The organism is Candidatus Tectomicrobia bacterium (assembly GCA_016192135.1).
GTDB lineage: Bacteria > UBA8248 > UBA8248 > UBA8248 > UBA8248 > 2-12-FULL-69-37.
The window spans coordinates 178,072-200,470 of the sequence record JACPUR010000017.1 but is presented as its reverse complement, the minus strand read 5'-3'; the positions used below and the strand labels follow the sequence as shown (position 1 = coordinate 200,470).

26 protein-coding genes are annotated in these 22,399 nt (G+C 68.5%); 16 read left to right on the top strand and 10 right to left on the bottom strand.

What is annotated here, in order from left to right:
• The first annotated feature begins 90 nt into the window (after positions 1-90).
• Together HYZ11_07410 and msrB are read left to right on the top strand one after the other, a co-directional pair.
• On the top strand, positions 91-450 hold the full coding sequence (locus HYZ11_07410; GenBank protein MBI3127416.1) for a PilZ domain-containing protein: 360 nt from the start codon (positions 91-93) through the stop codon (positions 448-450).
• A 16-nt stretch (positions 451-466) separates the two neighbouring features.
• Positions 467-874 carry a peptide-methionine (R)-S-oxide reductase MsrB gene (gene msrB, locus HYZ11_07405; GenBank protein MBI3127415.1) on the top strand — a complete coding sequence of 136 codons (408 nt, stop codon included), beginning with the start codon at positions 467-469 and terminating at the stop codon, positions 872-874.
• Positions 875-878: 4 nt separating this feature from the next.
• On the opposite strand, the gene HYZ11_07400 is transcribed toward msrB, so the two are convergent.
• Together HYZ11_07400 and HYZ11_07395 are read right to left on the bottom strand one after the other, a co-directional pair.
• Positions 879-2,276, bottom strand: a complete 1,398-nt coding sequence (locus tag HYZ11_07400) for a VWA domain-containing protein (GenBank protein MBI3127414.1) — start codon at positions 2,274-2,276, stop codon at positions 879-881.
• Between the two features lie 3 nt (positions 2,277-2,279).
• On the bottom strand, positions 2,280-3,335 hold the full coding sequence (locus HYZ11_07395; protein MBI3127413.1) for a MoxR family ATPase: 1,056 nt from the start codon (positions 3,333-3,335) through the stop codon (positions 2,280-2,282).
• Positions 3,336-3,480: 145 nt separating this feature from the next.
• Between HYZ11_07395 and HYZ11_07390 the strand changes: the two genes are divergently transcribed.
• Complete coding sequence (locus tag HYZ11_07390) at positions 3,481-4,062, top strand: hypothetical protein (GenBank protein MBI3127412.1); 582 nt, start codon at positions 3,481-3,483, stop codon at positions 4,060-4,062.
• Positions 4,063-4,157: 95 nt separating this feature from the next.
• Positions 4,158-5,171: an LLM class flavin-dependent oxidoreductase gene (locus tag HYZ11_07385; GenBank protein MBI3127411.1), complete on the top strand. Its 1,014-nt coding sequence runs from the start codon at positions 4,158-4,160 to the stop codon at positions 5,169-5,171.
• A gap of 1 nt (position 5,172) precedes the next feature.
• On the opposite strand, the gene HYZ11_07380 is transcribed toward HYZ11_07385, so the two are convergent.
• The 5 genes from HYZ11_07380 to HYZ11_07360 form a co-directional block, all read right to left on the bottom strand.
• A complete protein-coding gene (locus HYZ11_07380) occupies positions 5,173-6,102 on the bottom strand; it encodes an adenylate/guanylate cyclase domain-containing protein (protein ID MBI3127410.1) in 930 nt (309 codons plus the stop codon).
• Between the two features lie 50 nt (positions 6,103-6,152).
• Complete coding sequence (locus HYZ11_07375) at positions 6,153-6,731, bottom strand: NAD(P)H-dependent oxidoreductase (protein ID MBI3127409.1); 579 nt, start codon at positions 6,729-6,731, stop codon at positions 6,153-6,155.
• A 61-nt stretch (positions 6,732-6,792) separates the two neighbouring features.
• Positions 6,793-7,140, bottom strand: a complete 348-nt coding sequence (locus HYZ11_07370) for a DUF5519 family protein (GenBank protein MBI3127408.1) — start codon at positions 7,138-7,140, stop codon at positions 6,793-6,795.
• Positions 7,141-7,165: 25 nt separating this feature from the next.
• Positions 7,166-7,621, bottom strand: a complete 456-nt coding sequence (locus tag HYZ11_07365; GenBank protein MBI3127407.1) for a DoxX family protein — start codon at positions 7,619-7,621, stop codon at positions 7,166-7,168.
• 85 nt (positions 7,622-7,706) lie between these two features.
• The gene (locus tag HYZ11_07360) at positions 7,707-8,177 is read right to left on the bottom strand and encodes a MarR family transcriptional regulator (protein MBI3127406.1); all 471 of its coding nucleotides are present in this window, start codon (positions 8,175-8,177) and stop codon (positions 7,707-7,709) included.
• A 387-nt stretch (positions 8,178-8,564) separates the two neighbouring features.
• Between HYZ11_07360 and HYZ11_07355 the strand changes: the two genes are divergently transcribed.
• From HYZ11_07355 to HYZ11_07340, 4 genes are all read left to right on the top strand, one after another.
• The gene (locus HYZ11_07355; GenBank protein ID MBI3127405.1) at positions 8,565-9,416 is read left to right on the top strand and encodes an ABC transporter permease; all 852 of its coding nucleotides are present in this window, start codon (positions 8,565-8,567) and stop codon (positions 9,414-9,416) included.
• Positions 9,417-9,484: 68 nt separating this feature from the next.
• Positions 9,485-10,504 carry an ABC transporter substrate-binding protein gene (locus tag HYZ11_07350; protein ID MBI3127404.1) on the top strand — a complete coding sequence of 340 codons (1,020 nt, stop codon included), beginning with the start codon at positions 9,485-9,487 and terminating at the stop codon, positions 10,502-10,504.
• The gene (locus tag HYZ11_07345; GenBank protein MBI3127403.1) at positions 10,505-11,275 is read left to right on the top strand and encodes an ABC transporter ATP-binding protein; all 771 of its coding nucleotides are present in this window, start codon (positions 10,505-10,507) and stop codon (positions 11,273-11,275) included.
• A 62-nt stretch (positions 11,276-11,337) separates the two neighbouring features.
• The gene (locus HYZ11_07340) at positions 11,338-11,871 is read left to right on the top strand and encodes a VOC family protein (GenBank protein MBI3127402.1); all 534 of its coding nucleotides are present in this window, start codon (positions 11,338-11,340) and stop codon (positions 11,869-11,871) included.
• Between the two features lie 485 nt (positions 11,872-12,356).
• Here the strand turns inward: HYZ11_07340 and HYZ11_07335 are convergent, their stop codons facing one another.
• The 3 genes from HYZ11_07335 to HYZ11_07325 form a co-directional block, all read right to left on the bottom strand.
• Positions 12,357-12,770, bottom strand: coding sequence for a CBS domain-containing protein (locus tag HYZ11_07335; protein ID MBI3127401.1), 414 nt, complete (start codon positions 12,768-12,770; stop codon positions 12,357-12,359).
• A gap of 2 nt (positions 12,771-12,772) precedes the next feature.
• Positions 12,773-13,948, bottom strand: coding sequence for a cation:proton antiporter (locus HYZ11_07330; GenBank protein ID MBI3127400.1), 1,176 nt, complete (start codon positions 13,946-13,948; stop codon positions 12,773-12,775).
• Positions 13,949-14,179: 231 nt separating this feature from the next.
• Complete coding sequence (locus HYZ11_07325; protein MBI3127399.1) at positions 14,180-14,956, bottom strand: N-acyl homoserine lactonase family protein; 777 nt, start codon at positions 14,954-14,956, stop codon at positions 14,180-14,182.
• A 127-nt stretch (positions 14,957-15,083) separates the two neighbouring features.
• Here HYZ11_07325 and HYZ11_07320 point away from each other — a divergent pair, with 127 nt between their 5' ends.
• From HYZ11_07320 to HYZ11_07285, 8 genes are all read left to right on the top strand, one after another.
• Complete coding sequence (locus HYZ11_07320; protein MBI3127398.1) at positions 15,084-17,414, top strand: DUF4040 domain-containing protein; 2,331 nt, start codon at positions 15,084-15,086, stop codon at positions 17,412-17,414.
• Positions 17,411-17,845 (top strand): MnhB domain-containing protein, encoded by a 435-nt coding sequence (locus tag HYZ11_07315; GenBank protein ID MBI3127397.1) that lies wholly within the window; start codon positions 17,411-17,413, stop codon positions 17,843-17,845. The genes HYZ11_07320 and HYZ11_07315 overlap by 4 nt, the downstream gene beginning before the upstream one ends.
• Entirely contained in the window at positions 17,842-18,189 is a 348-nt protein-coding gene (locus HYZ11_07310; protein MBI3127396.1) for a Na+/H+ antiporter subunit C, read from the top strand. Before HYZ11_07315 ends, HYZ11_07310 begins: the two co-directional genes overlap by 4 nt.
• Positions 18,186-19,661, top strand: a complete 1,476-nt coding sequence (locus HYZ11_07305) for a hypothetical protein (GenBank protein ID MBI3127395.1) — start codon at positions 18,186-18,188, stop codon at positions 19,659-19,661. The genes HYZ11_07310 and HYZ11_07305 overlap by 4 nt, the downstream gene beginning before the upstream one ends.
• A gap of 10 nt (positions 19,662-19,671) precedes the next feature.
• Positions 19,672-20,145, top strand: coding sequence for a Na+/H+ antiporter subunit E (locus HYZ11_07300; protein MBI3127394.1), 474 nt, complete (start codon positions 19,672-19,674; stop codon positions 20,143-20,145).
• The gene (locus HYZ11_07295; GenBank protein MBI3127393.1) at positions 20,142-20,411 is read left to right on the top strand and encodes a K+/H+ antiporter subunit F; all 270 of its coding nucleotides are present in this window, start codon (positions 20,142-20,144) and stop codon (positions 20,409-20,411) included. The genes HYZ11_07300 and HYZ11_07295 overlap by 4 nt, the downstream gene beginning before the upstream one ends.
• Positions 20,412-20,451: 40 nt before the next feature.
• Positions 20,452-20,778: a monovalent cation/H(+) antiporter subunit G gene (locus HYZ11_07290; protein MBI3127392.1), complete on the top strand. Its 327-nt coding sequence runs from the start codon at positions 20,452-20,454 to the stop codon at positions 20,776-20,778.
• 79 nt (positions 20,779-20,857) lie between these two features.
• Positions 20,858-22,240, top strand: coding sequence for a sigma-54-dependent Fis family transcriptional regulator (locus tag HYZ11_07285; protein ID MBI3127391.1), 1,383 nt, complete (start codon positions 20,858-20,860; stop codon positions 22,238-22,240).
• Positions 22,241-22,399: the final 159 nt, after the last annotated feature.

The window sequence follows — 22,399 nt, the reverse complement described above, 5'->3', positions numbered from 1 at the left end:
GGTTTGCACCCCTTCCGGGCAGGGGGTAAGGTGGAGGGACTATCCTCGGGTGCGTCCAGCCGGCAAATTGCCTCGGCAAAGGGGGCCCAGATGCCAGATTCCGACCAGCGGCGTTTCCCGCGTTTCCCGATCAATTTCGTCCTGTTTCCCGTCCTGATCAGCGCCCCGGGCCTGACCGACCTCACCCTCGACCCGCACGACATCAGCATGGGCGGGTTCAAGGTGCTCCTTCCGGAGGAGCCCGAGGTGGGCTCGACCTTCACCTCCAGCATTGAGCTGCGGGGGAAGACCTACCCGGAGTGCAAGGTGCGGGTGGCCTGGACGCACAAGAACAACACCCAGCCGCCTTCCTGGTCCACCGGGCTGGCCCTCCTGCTTCCCGGCCCGGGGGAGGAGTTCCAAGGCCGCCTCAACCAGGTGCTCACCGAGGTCGGGAAGGCGCCCGCCTGAGGATTCGGTTTCGATCATGCCGACGGAAAAAATCGCCAGGACCGACGCCGAATGGCGCTCCCGGCTCACCCCCGAGCAGTACGAGGTGACCCGCCGGGGGGGCACCGAGCGCGCCTTCAGCGGCGCCTACTGGGACTGCCACGAGCCGGGGCTCTACCGCTGCGTCTGCTGCGGGGCGGAGCTCTTCCGCTCTGCCGAGAAGTTCGACTCGGGCACCGGCTGGCCGAGCTTCTGGACTCCGGCCCAGGAAGGGAGCATCGCCGCGCACGAGGACGCGACCTACGGCATGCGCCGCATCGAGGTGCGCTGCGCCCGGTGCGACGCCCACCTGGGGCACGTCTTCCCGGACGGGCCCCCGCCGACGGGGCTCCGCTTCTGCATCAACTCCGCGTCGCTGAGCCTGGAGAAGGAGGAGGAGAAGTAGCGGATCAGCGGCCGTCGAAGAGCCGCTCCACCGCGCGGGCGAGCTGGCCGAGGTTCCCCACCTCGTGCAGGGCGTCGCAGTAGGGGACGTAGGCCGGCATGTCGGAGTCGCCGGTCCCCCACAGGTAGGGCGCCTCCGGGTTCATCCAGACGATCCGGCGCGCCCGGCCCTTCAGGGCCTCGACGCAGTCGAGGCGAGGGTCGTTGAAGTTGTTCCGCCCGTCCCCCAGGAAGATGACCGTCGTCCGGCGGTCGATGTCCCCCATGTGGTCGCGGCAGAGGGTGGAGAGCGAGGCGCCCAGGTCCGTGTTGTAGGAGCCGGGCGGCAGCTCCTTGAGCACCCGCGCCACCGCCCGCTGGGGGCGGCTCTCCTCGAACCAGTGCGAGATGTCAATGAGGCGGTCGATGAAGGCGTAGCTCCGGGCCCTCGCCACCTGGTCCTGCAGCTCGTAGATGAGGGTGAGCATGAACTCCGCGCAGTGGCGCACCGAGGTCGAGACGTCGCACAGGAGCACCAGCTTGGGCTTGAGCACCCGCCGCTTGCGGCGCAGCTCGAGCGGCACGCCGCCGTAGCGGAGGTTCGCCCGCATGGTGCCGCGCATGTCGATCCGGCCCTTCTTCGACCGCCGGTGCCGCAGGGCGGCGCGGCTGCGCAGGTGCGCGGCGAGCCGCCGCACCTCCTCCCGGAGGCGCTCGATCTCGCGCTCCCCCAACCCCTTGAAGGGCAGGTCCATCACGTCGTCCATCGGGGGCTGCTTCTCGTATTCCTCGCGCATGCGCCTGGCGATGGAGGAGCCCACCTCGCGCCGGATCTGCTCCTCCAGCGCCTCGCGGTTGATCCCCGCCGCCTCGGCCAGCCGCTCGAGCGCCTCCTGGCCCATTCCCTGGGCGGCCAGTTCGGCCAGGAGCTCCATGAGGGCCTGCATCATCTCCTCGAGGCCGAGGGCCCGCTTCATGCGGCCCTCCATCCAGGGCGCCTGGCTGGGGCGCCCCGCCATCGGGAGGCCCGCCTCGCGCCCCAGGGCGTCCATCTCCCCCCGCGAGAGGGGACGGCCCTTCAGGAGATGCTCGAGAAGCTTCTTGAGGGCCTCGGGGCCGAGCATCTCGGCCAGCCTCTCCAGGGCCTCCTTCAGCATATCGGCGTCCTCGCCGCCCATCCCGTCCATGGCGTCATCCATGGCGGGAGGCTCATCCGCGCCGAAGAAGAGGGGGAAGAGGCGATCGAAGGGGGGGATGTGGTGCTCTTCCTTGACGAGGGTGAGCCGGAGCGCGTTGCGGAACTCCTGGCGGTCCTTGACGCCGATCTGCGCGGCGGCCTTAAAGGCGTCCTCGCTCTCGGCGAGGGAAACCCGCACGCCCGAGGCCCGGAGCGCGTGGACGAAGTCCACCATCCGCCGGTCCATGGCCTAATCCTCCGGCAGGCCGCGCTGGTAGGGATTCTCGAAGCGGTGGTCCCGCCGGCGGCGGCGGGACGAGGGAGGCCATTCCTGCTCGCCGTTTTCCCCCGCGTCGGGACGCCCGGCGCCCTGGCGGCGCATGGCCTCAGCGGCCATGCCCTTCGCTTGCCTGGACTCGAGGACGCGGCGGGCGCGGAGGACGTCCTGCTCGTGCTTGAGGAGAACGGTGAGGGTGGAGTCGAGCGTGGCCTCGTCGAGGTGCTTGACGTTCAGCATCACCAGGGCCTTGGCCCAGTCGATGGTCTCGCTGACGCTGGGATGCTTCTTGAGGTCCATCTCGCGCAGGCTCTGCACGAGCGCCACCACCTCCTTGGCCAGCTCGGCGGCCAGGCCCGGCACCTTGAGGCGCACCACCTCGAGCTCGGCCTCGGAGGAAGGATAGCCGATGAACAGATAGAGGCAGCGCCGCTTGAGGGCCTCCGAGAGCTCGCGCGTGTTGTTCGAGGTGAGGACGACCGCGGGCGGCTTGGGCGCGCGGATGGTGCCGACCTCGGGAATGGACACCTGGAAGTCGCTCAGCACCTCGAGCAGGAAGGCCTCGAACTCCGCGTCGGAGCGGTCGACCTCGTCCACCAGCAGGAGGGTCGGCTCCTCGGCCTTGATGGCCCGCAGCAGGGGGCGGGAGAGGAGGAAGCGCTCGGAGAAGAAGATGTCCTCCTCCTTCGCGACGCGGTCCGCGGCCTCGCCGAGCGTCCTTGCGTCCGACAGCACCTGCTGGAGCTTGTCCCGCAGGAGCTGGGTGTAGAGCATCTGCTTGCTGTACTCCCATTCATAGAGGGCCTTGGCCTCGTCCAGCCCTTCATAGCATTGGAGGCGGATGAGGTTGCGCCCCGTCGCCGCGGCCCACACTTTCGCCAGCTCGGTCTTGCCCACCCCGGCCGGCCCTTCGACCAGCACGGGCTTCCCCATCCCTTCCGCGAGATAAAGGGCGGTACAGATCTCGCGCGAGGCGATGTAGCTCTGTCCCGCGAGGGAAGTCCGGACTTTATCGGTGGATGGGAACATGGCCACCTCGAGGTCGTCTATGTCAGGATTGAAGGCGGCGGACTCACTCTAGCACAAGGCCCGCCCGCCTCCCAAGCCAAAAAGAAACGACCAGGAGGAGCAGGCGCTGTGATATGCTTCTTCCGCAGCCGCCCGGGAGACGCGAATGCCACATTCTCGCGCGCGAATCTTCGTGGGCGGCCTCATCGCCGCGCTCAGCCTCGCTCTCGGCCTCCAAATTTATTTCCTCTACGCGCAGCTCGGCGAAAAGGACCGTTCCATCCGCCTTCTCGCCACGGAGGTCCAGCGCCTCTCGACCATCGTGGCTCCCTTGGCCGGAGCGCTCGACGGCCAGGAGGACAGCCTCATCACCCTGCGCTTCCGCCTCCGGGAGAAGGAAAAGCAGGTGCGCCTGCTCGAGGAGGAGAAGCAGCGCCGTGGAGTCGAGACGCAGGGGGTGGAGCAGCGGTCCGCGCAGGCCGAGGAGGAGCTGCGCATCGTCCGGGATAAGCTGCGCGACGCGGAGAAGAACTTGATCATCCTCGAGAGCGGCAAGAGAAAGCTCGACGAGGAACTGAAGGCCCTCGATGAAACCCGGGCGAAGGCCGAGGACCGGGCCCGGGAGATCGCCCTCCTCCGGCAGGATAACGCCAAGCAGGCGCGCGTGCTGGAGGAGATGAGGCTCCAGCTCGACGCCGCCCGGCGGGACGCCCGCCCGAAGGACCCCGCCGGGAAACCCGCCCCCTGACACCTCATGCACCCCCCTTGTCATCCCTCCGCCGGGCGTTTAGCTTGGCGGTTCTCGTCATGGCAGATCGAGATCGCACATTGGGGGGGACGCGCATGAAGGTCGGCCTCTTCATCACCAATCAGCAGCGCCTGGATCGGGACATGGTGGCCGCGCTCGACGAGCAGTATGCGATGGTGCGCCACGCCCGGGAAAACGGATGGGATTCCCTCTTCACCGGACAGCACTACCTCAACGAGGGAAACAACCAGCAGCTGCAGCTCGTCCCCTTCCTCGCCCGCCTCCAGGCCGAGGCCGGAGCGATGACCCTGGGGCTGGGCATCCTCCTCATCAATCTCCACAACCCCGTTTACGTGGCGGAGACGGTGGCCTCCCTCGACGTGATCTGCCGGGGGAACTTCGTCTTCGGCGTGGGGCTCGGCTACCGCGAGGTGGAGTTCGACGCCTTCCGGGTGCCCAAGGGCCAGCGGGTGCGCCGTTTCGAGGAGTGCCTGGCGCTGGTGAAGAAGCTCTGGACCGGTGAGGAGATTACCTGGGAGAGCGAGGTCTGCAAGCTCGACCGGGTGCGGATGAACATCCGCCCCGTGCAGAAGCCTCATCCCCCCGTCTGGGTGGCTGCGAACAACGACAAGGCCGTGGAGCGGGCCGCCCGGCTGGGCGACACCTGGTTCATCAATCCGCATGCCACCACTGCCACCAACAAGCGGCAGATGGCCCTCTTCCGCGCCGAGCGCGCGCGATCGGGCAAGCCCTTCCCCAAGGAGGTCCCCTGCATCAAGGAGGTCTTCTGCGGCCGCGACCGCCGAAGCGCCCTGGAGCTGGCCGGCCCCTACCTCCTCGGGAAATACAAGGACTACGCGACGTGGGGGCAGGACAAGGCCATGCCCGCGGGGGAATCCTTCGACAAGGGCCTCGACGAGCTCCTCGAGGACCGCTTCATCCTGGGTTCGCCGGAGGAGTGCTTCGCGCAGCTCCGCCCCTACTGGGAGGAGCTCGGCGTGAACCACCTCGTCATTCGCACCCACTGGGCCGGCATGCCCGCCGGGATGGCTCTCCAGAGCATGGAGCTGATCTCGAAGGAGCTCCTCCCCGCCCTCCGGAAGGTGTGAATCACCGGTAGGGCCGGCCGAGCAGGAAGACGCGGCAGGGCGCCGTGACGCCCCGCAGAGCCACCTCGCATGTCCCGGCCGCCGGGGGCGCGTCGGCCAGCAAGCTGAAGGCCGCCTCGGAGACGAGGAAGCTGTTGTTCACTTCCTTGGTGGCGCTTTCCAGCCGGGAGGCCACGTTCACGGAGAAACCGATGGCGGTGAACGATCCTCCCTCACCCGCTCCCACCTCGCCGCAGATGGCGGCGCCCGCGTGCAGGCCGATGCCGACCGCGAGGCGGTGGCCGAAGTAAGTCTCCAGATAGCAGCCGTTGAACGCTTCCACCTCCTCCAGGATGCGCAGTCCCGCGCGGACGGCCGAAGAGGTGGCCTCGGCCAGTGGGGCCTCCAGCCCGAAGACGGCGTAGACGCCGTCCCCGGCTAAGCTAAGGATCCGTCCCCCGCCCGCCACGATGGCCTCCCGCACCAGAGAATGGAAGCGCGAAAGGACGTGGATGACATCGAAGGGGAGATGAGTTTCCGCGAAGGGGGTGAAATCGCGGACATCGAGAAAGAGGAAGGCGAGATCCTTCTCCTCGCCCAGGCCGCGGGTCCCGCGCTGGACCTTGAGGAAGAGTTCCATGTCGCCCTTGTCCCGGATGAGCCGGTGCAGGCGCATGGGAGCCCCCCTCACCTGCGCTTGGCAGGCCAGGCGCACGCCGGGTGGGAAACCCATCCGCCCGGCCAGCGCCCGTTCGCCCTCCGTGGGCGGGCTCAGGTACTCCTCCCCCTCTTCCACGAGCACCCGGCAGGTGGAACAGCGCGCGTTCCCGCCGCAGGCGTGCAGGTGGGGGATTCCATGCTCGAGCGCCGCTTCGAGGAGACTCTGGCCCGCCTGGACCCGGATGCTCTTTTCGTTGATCAGCTCGATCTCGATTCCAGATCCGTGGTCCATCCCATCTTCCTTCAACTACTGGGGAACTGGCTTCCCGCGCCGCTAGCCTATCACGCCAGCTTCGCGAGCATATCCGCCAGGGTCTTCCCCAGGCCCTTGATGGACGCCTCCTGCTTTGCGTCCTTGAGCCTCCCTTCCTCCGTGAGCGCCTCGTGCGCCCGCGGGACGGCCACCTGCTGCGGGAGCACCATGGTCTGGATGTTCATCAGGATCGAGCGCACGTGGCTCAGGCTCCTTAAGCCCCCGAGCGCGCCCGGCGAGGCGCTCATCAGGACGGCGGCCTTCCCGGCGAAGCACTCCAGCGGCTTCTCCCCCTCCATGGGGCGGGAGGCCCAGTCGATGGCGTTCTTGAGCACGGCGGTGATGGAGCTGTTGTACTCGGGCGAGGCGATCAGGAAGCCCTGGTGGCCCTTCATGAGCGCCTTGAGCCTGAGGGCGTTCGGGGGGATGCCCCCCTCCGCCTCCAGGTCGCCGTCGTAGAGAGGGAGCGGAAGCTCCTTGAAGTCGAGGAAGGTCACCTCCGCCCCGGCCTCCCGCGCGCCCTCGGCGGCGATGCGGAGCACATTCTTGTTGAACGATTCCCTTCGCGTGCTCCCCGCGAAGGCCAGGATCTGCGGTGTGTATGGCATGTGTCCTCCCCCTTTCGAACGCTGCGGCGGCGGCCCCCATTCCCCCGGCCTGGAATCCCCCTCAGCAGTTCCTCTCGCCCCGCGCCGCCGGCCGCCCCTGCCGGGCCAGCCGGTACGAGATTTCCAGAAGCCCCAGTGCGCGGTGGATGTCCGGCTCGGCCCGGACATAGAAGCTCGCCCATCCGGAGTCCGGGCAAGCGGCATGCGGCTCCGCCCAGCCCCCGGCGATCAGGTCGTCCCGGATCTTCCGGGGGAGGGGAAGGTCGATCAGGCGGTCCCCGTGCAGGTGGCCGATCTCGCGCCGCTCCAGGCGGAACTCCGTGCCCCCGGCGGGATGGGGAGCCGCCGTGACGCCCGGCCAGGCAAGCACCGAATTCTCAATCCGCTCCCTGACATCCAAAACAGCCATGAGAGTCCCCTCCATGCGCCGGCCGCTAGGCCGCCTGCCGGCGAAGCGCCCCCGCCCCGCCGCGCCCTCTCGCCTCGAGGAGGCCGCCGAGGGCGTACGCTCCCGCCCCCGCCGTCCCCTGGGCCAGCACCGCCGCGAGGAGGACCAGAGGGAACTCGTACCCGTTGGGAGCGGCGAAGCCCGCCCCGAGGTGGACGAACAGGATCGCCATCGCCACGGTGAAGGCCAGCGGCAGAGCGGCGAAGCTCACCCCGATTCCGAGGATCAGCGCCAGCCCGCCCGCCACCTCGGCGAGAGCGGCCGCCGCAGCCGAAGGCCCCGGAAGGAGGATGCCCACCTGGCTGAAGAATCCGATGGTGGCGGCGAAGTTCATGACCTTCCCCCATCCATGATAGAGGAACACCGACCCCAGCACGATCCGGGAGGCCGCCAGGGCGTAGGGATGAAGCGACTGCGCGATCCGATCCGTTGCGTTCCGCATTTCTCTCTCCCTTTGCTTGAGGCCCGAAGGCCGAAAAACATTCGTTTACTAACTGTTATCTGATTAACAACATGGCGAAAAAAAACTACCCCTGCTGCTCCTCCAGCTTGCGGAGCAGGCGGACGAGCTCGCGCTGCTCCGGGGCCGCCAGGCGCCGCATCGACCGGGCGCAGCGCTCCGTCACGTCCGCGAAGGATTTTTCCAGGAGATCTCGTCCTTTGGCCGTGAGGCAGATCAGGTTCACCCGCCGGTCCGGGCACGCGCACCGCTCGAGGAGGCCCTTCTCCTCCAGCCGGTCGATCAGGCCGGTCACGTTGGCCCGGGAGACGAGCAGCCGCCGGGCGATCTGCTGCTGGGAGAGCGGCTCGCCCGCCCCCTCCAGGATGCGGAGGATGTTGTACTGGCCGCCCGTCAGCCCCAGGGAGCGGTAGAAGGAATCGGCCTCCTTGATGAGCCGGGCCCCCGCGCGCATCACGGCCACCTGGGCGACCTCGGCCTGGCTGGCCCTGAGGCGGGAGGCGCCCGCCTCCCTCTTCTTCGCCGCCGGATGGGCCATTTCCTTTTCCTCCTTTTTCCCGCCTCCGGGCGGCCGCTCCGCCCCCGATGGTTAAGTATTTAACAGTCCACCGCCGACCTGTCAAGCGAAAAGCATCCGCGCCCCGTCCGGCCGGGAGAGAGGCCATATGGCGGCGGGCCAGTCCCTTTGGAGCGGCCATTTCCTGCGAGCCCTTTCCGGGATAATGGGGTCGGGCCTTTTTCGCCCCGAAACGCACGGGACATCCGCCGGTAACGCCGCCGCAATCATGAGGCGGTTTGCTTGTCCGCGCGCGGACCTCTCCGCAACAATTGATTGCCCGGCGGCGGGATGCACGTTAAAATCGGCGGCATCCTTGAAGAAAAAACGAGTGAATCATCCGGTTTCATGCGCCGGAGGAGGCCTGTCATGTACCAGGACGAAGAGGCCGCGCCTCTGCCGATGGAAGACCTAGAGACGGACGCCCCGGCGCAGGGCCCCGGCCGGCGCGGCCTGGATCTTCTGTACCCCATCGCCTTCATCGTCTTGATCATCGCGGCGTGGGAGGCGGCCGTCGTCTGGTTCCGCGTGCAGCCGATCATCCTCCCCCCGCCCTCCGCCGTGGTGCGCGCCCTCTCCGACGACTGGTGGTACCTCCTCTGGCACACCTGGATCACGGGGGCGGAGGTGGTCCTGGGCTTCCTGGCGAGCGCGCTGCTCGGCGTCCCGGCCGGCGTCCTGATCGTCTGGTCCAAGACGCTCGAGCGCACCCTCATGCCCATCTTCGTGACCTCCCAGACCATCCCCAAGATCGCCATCGCGCCCCTGTTCGTCATCTGGTTCGGCATCGGGCTCTTCCCCAAGGTGCTGGTCAGCCTGATGATCGCCTTCTTCCCCATCGTCATCTCGACCTCGGTCGGCCTCAAGGCGGTGGACAAGGACATGATCGACCTCATCCAGTCCATGAACGCCTCGAAGTGGCAGGTGTTCCAGAAGGTGCGGATCCCCAACTCGCTCCCGTTCATCTTCAGCGGGCTCAAGATCGCCACCGCCTTCGCGACGGTGGGGGCGGTGGTGGGCGAGTTCGTGGGCGCGGACAAGGGCCTGGGCTACGTGCTCATCGTCTCGAACTCCATGCTGGAGACCCCGCGCCTGTTCGCCACCCTGGTGCCCCTCTCGCTCATCGGGATCGTGCTCTACGCCGCCGTCGTCAAACTCGAGAAGGTCCTCATCCCCTGGGATGTCGCCGTGCGGGGCGAGGAGCGGATGATGTCCATGTAGCTTGCGGCCGGGGTGCGGCCAGGCGGCCCCGCCCCGGCCGGGTGATCCATGCCGCCGGAGGGATAGACATGCGGGCCATACGGATTCTCGCCATCTCTCTCAGCCTGGCGCTCGCGCTGGGCGCCGCCGCGGACGCAGCCCAGAAGGTGCGCCTCCACACGGACTGGAAGATGGAAGTCTCGGGCGACATCCCGCCCTTCTTCCTCGGGGTGGAGAAGGGCTATTACAAGGCCGAGGGCCTGGACGTCGAGATCCTGGACGGCACGGGCTCGGGCGACGCCGTGCGGGTGATGTCGGCCGGCTCCTACGAGTTCGGCTTCGCCGATTTCGGCTCCCTCCTCGCCGGCCGCATCCAGGGCGCCAAGGTCAAGGCCGTGATGGGGCTGCTGCAGCAGGGCGGGGGCGCCTTCCTCTACATGAAGGACTCCGGCATTCAGACGTTCAAGGATCTGAAGGGCAAGACCATCGCCATGTCGCCGGGGGGCTCCGAGGACGCCTCCATCCGCGCCGTGATGGCCAAGAACGGCCTCTCGATGGAGGACGTGAAGTGGACCTACATGCCCGGCATGGGCAAGGTGTTCGCCGTGCTGGGCGGCACCGCCCACGCGACCGGCACCCTCTGGAACAAGATGGTCCCCCTCATGGAGGTCAAGTCGGGCAAGAAGGTGGGCTACTTCTCCTTCGCCGACCTGGGCGTGAACATCCTCCACAAGGGCGTCTTCGTGAACACCGACTACCTCGCCAAGAACGGGGACACCGTGCGGCGCTTCAACCGGGCCACCCAGCGCGCCTGGATGGAGGCCCAGAAGAATCCCGAGGCCGCCGTGGACTCCTTCCTCAAGTCCTTCCCCAAGCAGGCGAAGGACAAGCCCATGTTCATGGAGGTCATGAAGCTCAGCCTCAAGATGATCGGCACCGAGAACACCAAGGGGAAGCCCCTCGGCTGGATGAGCGAGAAGGACTGGGCCTCCTCCCAGAGGGTGCTGGTCGACTACACCCCCGGCATGAAGGGCAAGGCGCTGCCCGCGGGCGAGTTCTTCACGAACGACTATGTCCCCGGCGTCCAGCAGGCGGGAATGGCCAAGTAGATGCCCGCCGCCTTCGAGATCAGCGGGCTCAGGATCGTCTACCCCTCCAGGCTGGGCCCGGTCCACGCGCTGGAGGGGGTCTCGCTCGAGGCCCAGGACGGGGAGTTCATCTCAGTCCTGGGCCCGAGCGGGTGCGGCAAGAGCACCCTGATGAAGGCCCTGGCCGGGCTGCTCCCGCCCCGGCGGGGGAGCATCCGCGTCAACGGCCGGCCCGTGAGCGGCCCCTCGCCCGGGGTGGGCATCGTCTTCCAGAACGCCGTCCTCATGAGCTGGCGCAGCGTCCTCGACAACATCATGCTCCAGGCCGAGGTGCGGGGGCTCGATCGCCGCCTCCACCTCGAGCGCGCCCGGGGGCTCATCCGGCTGGTCGGCATCGAGGGCTTCGAGCAGCACTACCCCTTCCAGCTCTCGGGGGGGATGCAGCAGCGCGTCTCGCTCTGCCGCGCCCTGATCCACGATCCCCCGCTCCTCCTGATGGACGAGCCCTTCGGCGCCCTCGACGCCCTGACCCGCGAGAGCATGAACCTCGAGCTCCAGCGCATCTGGCTCGACCGGAGGAAGACCGTCCTCTTCATCACCCACAGCATCTCCGAGGCCGTCTTCCTGGCGGACCGCGTCGTCGTCCTCTCCAAGCGGCCCGGCCGGATCCGCGCCGTCCACGAGGTCGGGCTCCCCCGGCCCCGCGGCCTCGAGACCATGGAGTCCCCCGAATTCGTCCGCCTGGTCGGTGAGCTCCGCCGCGAGCTCCAGGCCCACGGGGGGCTCGACTGAGCGGCCGTTGCGCCGCCCCGCGCTCTGCGGCATCCTTGAGGGAAACCCGGGAGGGATCGGCCATGAAACGCATGATCGAGCACGTCGCCATCCGCGTCACCGACATCGACAAGTCCATCGCCTTCTACCGCGACATCATGGGCTTCAAGCCCGTCGGCCGGCGCCACATCGCCGGGGGAGAGATCGAACAGATCGCCTTCCGCGTCGGCGAGGACATCTTCGTCCTCTTCCACAGCCCCCACTTCCAGAAGGCCGACGAGGACTTGGATTTCGACTCCCGCCAGATCTCCGACATCGTCTCCGGCAAGGCGCGCGTCAGCGAGCGCAAGTGGCGCGGCGGCATGGACCACGTCGCCTTCTGCATGGAGGAGGCCGAGTACCGCGCCGTCCTCGAGCGCTGCCGCCAGCACGGCGTCCACATCCACCGCGGCGAGGAGAAGAACCTGGGGGCCTTCGGGGTCGGCTACGCCACCTACTTCTACGACCCCGACAACATCGAGCTCGAGATCAAGCGCTACGACGACCCCCCCGAGCGCCCCGGCCCCGAGTGGTACGCCTCCGGCAAGGCCATGGAGGCCGCCGCCCCCAAGGCCTGAGCCGCCCTCCGGCGGGAAAAAAGCCGGAATTCCCCGTAATTTCCCGGAAACCACCGGAAAACCCTCCCCCGGTCCTCGCAGCCGGGGGATTTTTTCGGCGCCGCCGGTACTGATCGGACCACGCGCAAGCCTCTTTACATAGGCTTTATCCCTCAATAAGCGTTACTAACCGTTATTTCCACTACCGGGCATCCTCGCCGGGCCACCCGCGCAGGGGCCCGGCGCACCCGGCCGGATGCCCGGCCCCGTGCCAATGTAGGGCGCGGAGAGGGAAAGCCCTTTACCGCAATTTGCGCCAATTTCGCGCACGTTCGTGGTTGAGGGGGGATTTTTTCGAGAAATCGGAGGGACTGGACCATGTGCGGGCAGCCGCCGGCACCAGCCGCCCGGGCCTCATCGAGGAAGCGGCAAGGGAAAAGCTGGCCTCCAGGGGGTGAAGACCCCCGGGATTCGCTCAGCCCCGCCGCATCCCGGCAGCTCCCCCCCTACTTCTCCAAATTCGTCAAAATCTCGAAGCAGTCGAGGTAGCCGACGACGCGGCCCGCCTCGTCGGTGACGGGGAGGTCGTCGAGCCAGTTCTTGACGGCCACCTCGAGAGCCTTCTCGACGGTGTCGTCCGTCCGCACGGAGATGGCCTCGCGCATGATGTCGCGCGCGGTCTGGGCGCGGGCGAAGGCGAGGGCCACGCGGATGTCCCGGTTGATGTGCTGGCTCCCCACCACCCGCATGAGCTCGCGCACGCCGACGATGCCGAGGAGCTTGCCCTCGCCGTCCACGATGTGGAGGTAGCGGGTGCCCCGGTCGCGGGCGACGGCCCGGATGAGGTCCTCGATGGAGGAGTCGGCGGAGGCGGTCTCCGTCTGCGGGGTGAAGGTCTTGCAGGCGTCTCCGACCAGCATGGTCATGCCTCCTTCATCTCGTCGGGCCAGGCGCCGGCCATGGGCTTGAGGAGCAGGGGGGCGATGAGGGTGGTGAGGACCGCCATCATGGCGGCGGCCGTGAAGGCGGCGTCATCGAGGAGCTTCGCCTGCTTGCCGATGAGGGCGACGATGAGCCCCACCTCCCCGCGGGGGATCATGCCCGCGCCGATGAGGAGGCTCTTCCGCCAGTTGGCCCCCAGGCACAGGGCGCTCAGGCCGCAGCCCCCGATCTTGCCCAGCACCGCCAGGGCGAAGAAGACCAGGGTGAAGCCGAAGGCGGTCATCATGGCGCCCATGTTCACCTGGATCCCGGCCACCACGAAGAAGGCCGGGGCCAGCAGGACGTTCACCGGGTTCACCCCGGTCAGGAAGAACATGTGGTCGGGGGTCGAGGCCAGCATCATCCCGATGAGGAAGGCGCCCACGATGGCGGCGAGCCCCACCTCCTCGGCCAGGAAGCTGAGGAGGAACAGGGCGCTGAAGGCGAAGGGGAGGAGCATGCGCTCGCCCGTGTGGCTCTTGAGCCAGGCGTGGGCCCGCAGGACGCCCCACCAGAAGGCGGGCACCACGAGCGCGAGGAAGCCCAGGATGAGGCCGAAGTCCACCCATAGGGGGCGCCCACTCGTCCCCGTCAGGGCGAGCACCAGGGTGAGCACGATGAGCCCCACCACGTCGTCGATGACGGCCGCCGCGAGGATGGTCTGGCTCACCCCCGAGCGGACCACGCCCATGTCCATGAACACCCGCGCCGTGATGGCCACGCTGGTGGCCGTCATGATGGCGCCGAAGAACATCGAGGTCTTCCAGTCGTAGCCCGCCAGCGCGCCGAAGCCGTAGCCCAGGGCGAAGGGCACCGCCACGCCCGCCAGCGCGACGACCAGGGCCATCTTGCCGACGCGGAGGATGTGGTCGAGCTTGGTCTCCAGCCCCACGAGGAAGATCATGAAGATGACCCCCATCGTGGAGATCCGCTGGAGGAACTCGTTCGGGTGGAGCACCCCCAGGATGCTCGCCCCCAGGATGATGCCCACCCCGATCTCCCCGATGACGGCGCTCATCTTGACCCGCTCGACCGCGACGGCCCCGACGCGCGAGGCGATCAGGATCAAGGTGAGCTGGAAGATCCAGTTCTCGAGGATACCCCCGCTTGCGTGCATCTGCGGCCTCCCATGGGCTGGCGGGAAATCGAGGGACGGTCCTTGCGGAGCGCCGCCTCAGGTAGGGGCCCCGCGCGGGGGGGGCGGGCGGGACGCGGGCGCATAGTGCCCCGCTGGCGAACGGCCGCGCACCCTCCCCCGCGGAATCATCTTGCACCTCCAGGGCGGCCCCAGCGGGAACGTTTCACCATTCTATCTTAAATCTTTCGCCTTTTGACGCCGAAATCGGAGCTAGGCCAGCCGCCTCACCCCCGGCGCGGTTTCCTCGTACCGCTCCACCATCTCCCAATCGTGGCCGGGGAAGATGAGGGAGGGCTCGCCGGCCAGGGCCTTGACGCGGTCGAGGGCGTCGAGGCACTCGTCCACCCTCACGTGGATGCCCGGCGGGATCATGGATTCGAGGCTGCGGCGGACGTAGGCGGCGTCCCCGGCGAGGACGGCCCACCCCTCCCGGGTGCGGACGCGCACGGCCTGGAGGCCGGGGGTGTGGCCCCCCACGAGGTGGAGGCTCAGGCCGGGGGCGACGTCGGCGTCGCCGTCCAGGAGATGGAGCCGGCCCTCGGCTTCGAGCCAGGCGGTGTCCTCCAAATCGGCCGCGTAGTGGCGGAGGAAGGCGTGCTCCCCGGCCGGGCCGCGCCAGAAGCCGAGCTCCCGGCGCTGGAGATGGAACGCGGCCGCGGGGAAGAGGCGGGCCGCGCCGAAGTGGTCCCAGTGGAGGTGGGTCAGGAGGACGGTCTCGACGTCCCGCGGCTCGAGGCCGAAGGGGGCGAGGAGGTCGCGGTGGCGGCGGTAGTCCCGGAAGTTCTGGTAGCGGGCATGGGCCTGGCCCTCGGTGAAGCCCGCGTCCACGAGGATGGGCCTTTGAGCCGGGCCTTCGGGCACGAGGAGCCAGAAGAAGTAGGGGAGCCGGGCCTTGCGGCCCGCGTCGGCCAGGTAGAGGAGGAGCGAGGCGTCGCACTCCCGCCAGCCCTGGCAGAGGGCGTGGATGGCGTAGGTCGTGTCGGCCATCGCAACCTCCCGATGTCATTCCGGGCCTGCGCCGGGCCAAAACCTTGCCGGAGCGCCCTTTATATGTAAAAATTCTGCAAATGTCCCGCGCACGACTGGACCTTGGCCCGGCCCAAGAGGCGAGCTTTTGACTGCCATCCTGATCGCCGTCTTCTTTCCCTTCCTCGCGGCCCTGGCCGTGCCCCTCTTCGTGAGGCGCCTCCGCCGCGGGGCGGCCTGGATCGCCATGGCCGCCCCCCTGGCGAGCCTCTACGCCGTCTTCGGCCTCCACGCCGCCTGGCGGGCGGGGGGGATGAAGCCCCTGCACTTCGTCCTCCCCTGGCTTCGGGACGCGAACGTGGAGCTGGCCTTCCGGGTGGACGGGCTGAGCCTGATGTGGGGCTTCCTCGTGGCGGGGATGGGGGCCCTCATCGTCCTCTATTCCCACTGGTACATGCGCCACGATGAGGCCCTGGGCCGCTACTACGCCTTCCTCATCGCCTTCATGGGTTCCATGCTGGGGGTGGTCTTCTCGGACCACCTGATCGGGCTCTTCGTCTTCTGGGAGCTGACCAGCATCACCTCCTACTTCCTCATCGGCTACTGGCACGACCGGGAAGCCTCGGTCTACGGGGCGCAGAAGGCCATGCTCATCACCGGGGGCGGGGGGCTCGCCATGCTGGGCGGCTTCCTCCTCGTCGGCCAGGCCACGGGGGAGTGGCGCATCTCGGCGCTGCTGGCCGGCCCGGGGGCGGCCGGGGCCGTCTCGTCGGCGGCCTTCGTCCTCATCCTGATCGGGGCGGCCTCGAAGAGCGCCCAGTGGCCCTTCCACGTCTGGCTCCCCAACGCCATGGAGGCGCCCACCCCCATCAGCGCCTTCCTGCACTCGGCCACCATGGTGAAGGCGGGCATCTTCCTCCTCATGCGGCTCTACCCCCTGCTGGGAGGCCACCCCCTCTGGGGCTACGCGGTGACGGCCCTGGGCATGACGACCATGATCGCGGGGGGCCTCCTCTCGCTCCGGGCCAACGACCTCAAGGCCATCCTCGCCTACGGCACCATCAGCCAGCTGGGCCTCATCGTGACCTTCCTGGGCTACGGCGGGGAGACGGGCGTCATCGGCGCGACCCTTCACCTCTACAACCACGCGGCCGCCAAGGCGGCCATGTTCATGGCGGTGGGGATCATCGACCATGAATCCGGCACGCGCGACATCCGCCTGCTGAGCGGGCTGGCCAGGGCCATGCCCCTCACCCACATCCTCACGCTCCTTGCGGCCCTGAGCCTGATCGGCGTCCCTCCCCTCGGAGGCTTCCTCACCAAGGAGATGCTCTACGAGGCGAGCCTCCACCCGGGCGGGCCGGGGGCGTGGGGGACCTTCTGGCCCTGGCTCACGCTCGGGGCGGGGATCGTGACGGCGCTCTACCACCTTCGCTTCCTGGGAGGGACCTTCTGGCAGCAAGGGGGGGGCCGCCCGCCCAAGCACCCGCACGACCCCCCGAGAGGGATGCTCCTCGCCCCGGCCCTGCTGGCGGCCGGGGCGTTCCTCCTGGGAGTGGCCCCGGGCCTGGTGGAGCCGATCGCCGCCCCGGCCGCCGCGGCCACCCTGGGCGGGACGGAGCCCCTCCCGCTCCGCCTCGCCCTCTGGCACGGGGTGAACCTGCCGCTCCTCATGTCCATGGTGACCTTGATCGCGGGGGCGGGACTCTACGCGGGGTTCGCGAAGGTGGCGCCCGCCCTCGACGCCGCCGCGGCCCTGTGGCGCCGGGGGCCCGGGCCGGACAAGGCCTACGACGGCTCTCTCCGGTGGGCGCGGGAGCGCACCTGGGGCCTCCTCACCCTCCTCCAGGACGGCAACCTGCGCCGCTACCTCCGCTGGACGATGGTGGCGCCCGCCGCCATCCTCCTGCTCCTCGCCCCCCAGCTTCCTTGGGGGGAGGGCCTCTTTCCGGCCTACGAGCCGGCGGGGTTCCTCCCCTGGCTGCTCTGCCCGCTCATCGCGGCGCTCGCCTTCGCGACGGCGCTCTTCACGCAGCGCATCCCGGCCATCCTGGCGCTGGGGGGGGCGGGCTACGCCATCTCGGCCCTCTACCTGCTCCTCAAGGCCCCCGACCTCGCCCTGACCCAGATCATGATCGAGTCGGCCTCGGTCATCCTCTTCCTCATCGTCTTCCGGTCGCTCCCCGAGCTTGCGCCCGGCGCCCGCGGGGCGGGGCGGAAGGCCCGCGACTGGGCCATCGCGCTGGGCCTGGGGACGGCGGCCGCGGCCGTCATGGCGCTCGCCATGAACGGCCATCAGGTGCGGACCATCGCCGACTACTTCATGCGGACCAGCAAGCCCGTCGCGGGCTTCAAGAACGTCGTCAACGCCATCATCGTGGACTACCGCGGCTACGACACCCTGGGGGAGATCACCGTGCTGGCCATCGCCGGCATCGCCATCTACGCCATGATCCGGCTGGCGGGGGAGATGAAATGAGATCGCTGATCCTGTGGACGGTCGCCCCGATCGTGCTCCACCTGACGCTCATCTTCTCGATCTTCCTCCTGCTCTACGGGCACAACCAGCCGGGCGGCGGCTTCATCGCGGGGCTGATGACGGGGGTGGGGCTGGTGCTCCAGTGGGTGGCCTTCGGCGCGACCGAGGGATGGCGCCGCTTCCAATGGCCTTGGGACAAGATTCTCGCGAGCGGCCTCGCCCTCGCGACGGGGGTGGGCTTCTTCGGCATGCTCAAGGGGGCCTTCCTGAAGAGCTCGGTCTACGAGTTCGGCCTCCCCTTCGTGGGCCAGGTGGAGCTCTTCTCGGCCTTCCTCTTCGACGTGGGCGTCTACATGGTGGTCGTGGGCGTGATGATGATGATCCTCACCAACCTGAGCGACCGCCGGGCGTCCGGCCGGAGGCGGGGATGACCTGGCTCATCTGCTTCACGATCGGGGCCACGGTCGCCGCGGCGGCCTATCTCATCATGCAGCGGCGGCTCATCCAGCTCGTGCTGGGCCTCTCGCTGCTGAGCCACGCCACCAACCTCATGCTCATCGCCTCGGGTTGGGTGGGGGACGGGAAGGTGCCCATCGTGCCGGAGAACGGCCCCGTGGATCCGGCGGGATACGTGGACCCCCTTCCCCAGGCCATGATCCTGACGGCCATCGTGATCAGCTTCGCGGTGACCGCCTTCCTCCTCGTCCTCGCCATGAACATCTACCAGCGCTTCAAGACGGACGACATCGACCGGCTGCGGAGGCTCATGGGATGAGCGATCTGCTCCCCCTCTTCGCCGCGGGGCCTCTCCTGGCGGGGGTGGTGCTCTTCTTCGTGAGGCGCAACGCGAGGCTCCAGGAAAGCCTGAGCCTCGCCGCCCTGGCGGCCAACCTGGCGCTCGCGCTGTGGCTCCTGCGGGAGACGGCCGGGGGCGACATCTTCGTCCACCGGATGGGCTTCTGGCCCTTCCCCTACGGCATCCTGCTCGTGGCCGACCGCCTGACGGCCACCATGCTCTGCCTCTCGGCCGCGGTGGTGGGGGCCTCGGGCGCGTTCGCCTGCCAGTACCTCTCGGAGGAGCAGCGGCGCGAGGTCTTCCACCCCCTCCTCCACTTCCTGCTGATGGGGATGCAGGGCGCCTTCGCCACGGGCGACATCTTCAATCTCTTCGTCTTCTTCGAGGTCATGCTCATCTCGACCTACGCCCTGCTGGGCTTCTACTACGGCCTCGACCAGCTCGAGATGGCCCTGAAGTACACCTGCCTCAACCTCATCGCCTCGGCCTTCTTCCTGCTGGGCGTGGCCATGCTCTACGCCCAGGTGGGGACGGTGAACATGGCCGACCTCTCCGTGAAGGTCCGCGAGGTGGGCCCCACCCCCCTGATGGTGCTGACGGCCCTCACCTTCGTCTTCGTCTTCAGCGTGAAGGCCGCGATCTTCCCCATGCAGCTCTGGCTCCCCTCGGCGCACTCCATATCGCCCACCCCGGTGAGCGCCATCCTGGCCGGGGTGCTGGTGAAGGTGGGCGTCTACGCCATCCTGCGGTGCTCCACCCTCATCTTCCCCGAGCCCTTCCAGCGCATCCAGGCCATCCTCATCGGGCTGGCGGTGGCCACCATCCTCTACGGGGCGCTGGGGACGCTCCCCCAGCGGAACCTCAAGCGCATCCTGGCCTACAGCACCATCAACCAGCTCGGCTACATCGTCTTCGCCATCGCGCTGCTCACCCCGGCGGGCTGGGCGGCGGCCGTCTTCTACGCGGTGGGGCACGCCTTCCTGAAGAGCTCCCTCCTCCTGGGAGCGGGCCTCAGCCAGAAACTCACGGGCACGGTGGACCTCGACGACATGGGGGGGCTCATGGAGCGGGCTCCCTTCTCCACCCTGCTCCTGCTGACGGGGCTCCTCTCCCTGGCGGGGATCCCCCCGCTCGCCGGCTTTTTCTCCAAGCTTTTCGTGATCCAGGCGGGCTTCGCGCAGGGGGCGTACCTCTCGACCGGAATCGCCCTGGCGGCGGGGATATTCTCTTTGTATTACAATTTCTCGACTTACCAGCGGCTGGCCTGGGGGGCGCCCAAGGGGGAGACGGGCTCGGCCCCCGCGGCGATGTACGCGGCGGTGGCCTTCCTGGCCTCCTTCGCCGTCATCTTCGGGCTGGGGGTGCCGTGGCTGTACGGCTGGTCGCAGCTCGTGGCCTCTCAGCTCGCCTCGCCCGCGCCCTATATCGCGGCGATGCGGCTCGCCGGTTAGGAGGAGCGCCGTGAACCTGGCCGATATCGCCTTTCTCCTGGCGGCCATTTGGATCCTGATGAAGGGGACGGGCTCCGCGGGCGACTTCTTCGTGGGCATCATCCTGGCGGTGCTGATCGTCCGCTTCCTCCGGAAGAGCTACCGCCAGGAGACATCCTTCATCCGCGTCCGCAACATCGGGCGCTACCTCCTGAGCTTCAGCCGGGAACTCGTCGTCGCCAATCTCCAGGTGCTGCGGATCGTGCTCTCCCCGCGCATCCGGATCCAGCCGGGCATCCTCGCCTACCAGACCCGCTGCCGGTCGCCCTTCGGCGTCACCATGCTCGCGAACTCCATCACGCTCACGCCGGGCACCCTGAGCGTGGACATCTCGGAGGACAACCGGACCATCTTCGTCCACACGCTGGACATCTCGCACCCCGACGAGGTGCGCGAGAGCATCCGGCGGGGGCTGGAGGAGCCGGTGCTGGGGGCCGTGGAATGATCCAGATCGCGGTCGAGATCGGGATGGGGATGACGGGCCTCTCGCTGCTCCTGTGCTTCCTGCGCCTGGTGGTGGGCCCCACCACCGCCGACCGCGTGGTGGCCGCCGACACCCTCTCCATCAACATCCTCGGCCTCATCGCCCTCTTCGCCATCCGGTCGGAAGAGCCCTACTTCATCCTCGCCCTGCTGGCCCTGGCAATCCTCAGCTTCGTGGGGACGGTGGTGTACGCCAAGTTCCTGGAAAGGGGCGCCATCATTGAGTGACTTCCTGGCCGCCGCGGCGCTCCTCATCGGCGCCTTCTTCATGCTGGTGGCGAGCATCGGCCTCATCCGGCTTCCCGACGTCTACTCCCGGATGCACGCCGCCACCAAGGCGGCGACCTTCGGGATGCTCGGCATCCTCCTGGCCGTCATCCTCTATTTCCAGGAGGCGGCCGTGTCCACTCACGCCATCCTGGCCATTTTCTTCATTTTCCTGACGGTTCCGGTGGCCGCCCACCTCATCGCCCGGGCGGCCTACCGGCGGGGCCCGGCGCTGGCCGAGGTCACCCGCCTGGACGAATATGGGCCGTATTTACAGCGAGAGAGATCAACATCACAGCCGAAAAATGATATAAGTGAGCATATTTGAAGCCTGGGAAACCGGGAGTCTCGAATCGATGCGCGCTGCTTCCGGAAGCCATCGGGCTTCCGGCCCGGGGGAAGACGCCATGAACACGCCCGAGACGGCCCCGGCGGGGAAGGCCCGGCCCGCCGTCATCCACGTGGTGGAGGACGACCCCCGCGACCTGTCCCTCGTCGAGCTCCTCCTGCGGCGGGAGGGATTCACCGTCCTCGGCTTCTCGGACGCCGAATCCTTCCTGGCCCACGCCGCCAAGCAGTCCCCGGACGTGATCCTCCTGGACCTGCTGCTGCCCGGCATCGGCGGCCTGGAGACCCTCTCCCGCCTCAACCAGCTCCAGCTCGAGGCGCCAGTCATCCTCCTCACCGGTCAGGGGACGGCCGAGAACGCCTTCCAGGCCATGCGGCTCGGCGCCTACGATTTCATCCCCAAGCCCTTCGAGGCCGGGCGCCTGAGCGTCTCCATCCACAACGCCCTGCGGACCAAGGACCTCACGCGCGAGGTCCGCAAGCTCCAGGACGAGTTGCGCATCCAGTTCGACTTCCGCAACCTCATCGGCGTGAGCCCGGCCATCACCCGGGTGCTGGCCAGCATCGAGCGCCTCGCCGGGAGCGATCTGCCCGTCCTCATCCAGGGCGAGGCGGGGACGGGCAAGGAGCTCGTCGGGCGCACCATCCACTACAACAGCCGCCGGGGCGAGGGACCCTTCGTCTACCTCAACTGCGGCGACCTGCGGCCCGACCTCGTCTCGGCGGAGCTCTTCGGCGGCAGCTCCCCCTCGGGCGTGCGGCGCCCCGGCAAGTGGGACCGCGCCAACGGCGGCACCCTTTTCCTCGACGACGTGAGCGAGCTGCCCGCCCCCCTCCAGGATGCCCTGCTGCGCCAGCTCGAGCGGGAGAAGGAGCCGGGCGCCACGGCCATGGACATCCGCATCATCTGCGCCGCCCGCAAGGATCTCGCCCAGGAGGTCGAGGCGGGCCGTTTCAGCCCCGAGCTGGTCAACCGCCTGGCCCCCTTCCGGGTGGTGATGCCGCCCCTGCGGGAGCGCCTGGAGGACATCCCCCTGCTCGCCCAGCGGATCCTCAACGAGATCGCGCTCCAGGAGCACCGCCCCGAGCGCGTGCTCTCGCCCGAGGCGATGGAGACCCTGGAGAACTACCCCTGGCCGGGAAACATCCGGGAGCTGAAGAACGTCCTGCGGCAAGTGTGCAGCCTGTCCAGCGCGCCCGTCCTCCGGGCGGAGGATCTGCCTCCCTCCATCCGCGAGGCCGCGGCCAAGCGGGCCGAGGCCGAGCCGGCCCCCGAGGCCGAGCCCATCAGTCCCATCAAGGAGGTGGAGGAGCGGCTCATCCGGCAGTCCCTGGCCCAGACCGGCTGGGACGTGAACCGCTCGGCCTCTCTCCTCGGCATCAGCCGGGCCACCCTCTACCGGCGGCTGAAGGCCCTCCAGATCTCCCGCGAGAACCTCTAGCCCGGGCCGGGATTCCGCCCCCGGGGCGGGACGGCGCGGGCGCGCCTCCCTTCTCCCCCCGGGGAGGGGCGATCTCGCGGCGCCCCGCGGCACCCGGAGAGGCGATATTGCGCCCGGGGCCGCAGGTGAAGTAAGTTACCGCACTGGAACCAATCCCAA